1 protein-coding gene is annotated in these 389 nt (G+C 53.7%); it reads right to left on the reverse strand.

The features are described 5' to 3' along the window. Positions 1–389: hypothetical protein (locus BZJ21_RS16760; protein WP_236719590.1), on the reverse strand; the 389-nt coding region annotated here is incomplete at both ends.

A 389-nucleotide genomic window follows, 5' to 3' on the forward strand; every position in this document is an offset into this window, starting at 1 on the left:
TTTTTGTTTGCCCAGCGAAGCTGGCAAACCCGTCAGGTTGAAAGAAACCTGAATCGCCCCGACTGAGGGGAAGATAATCCGACTCGCAAGGGCGTTGCTGGCCAACGGCAGGGTCTGAAGGAAGCGATAGGAAGTTAGAGGCACACAACGCAAGTGAACCTGTTTCGGCTTGATAGGTGGGTAAGCGTGCAAAATAGCGTGAAGCCCAATACTCAGTCAGACCTATCAAGTGCTTGAGGGTGGCGTCTCTGACAGGGAGCCAGTGCAGTAACTGGGGAAGCCTGGCACCCCATCCAGAGAAACACTGGAAGCGTTCATCAAGAGGCAACTCAAGGTGAACGTTGGTGTGAGGTGGCAGATGAATCCGTAGTAGTGAGTAAGGCTCGGCC

This window comes from Salinivibrio costicola subsp. alcaliphilus (assembly GCF_001996185.1).
Classification (GTDB): Bacteria; Pseudomonadota; Gammaproteobacteria; order Enterobacterales; family Vibrionaceae; genus Salinivibrio; species Salinivibrio costicola.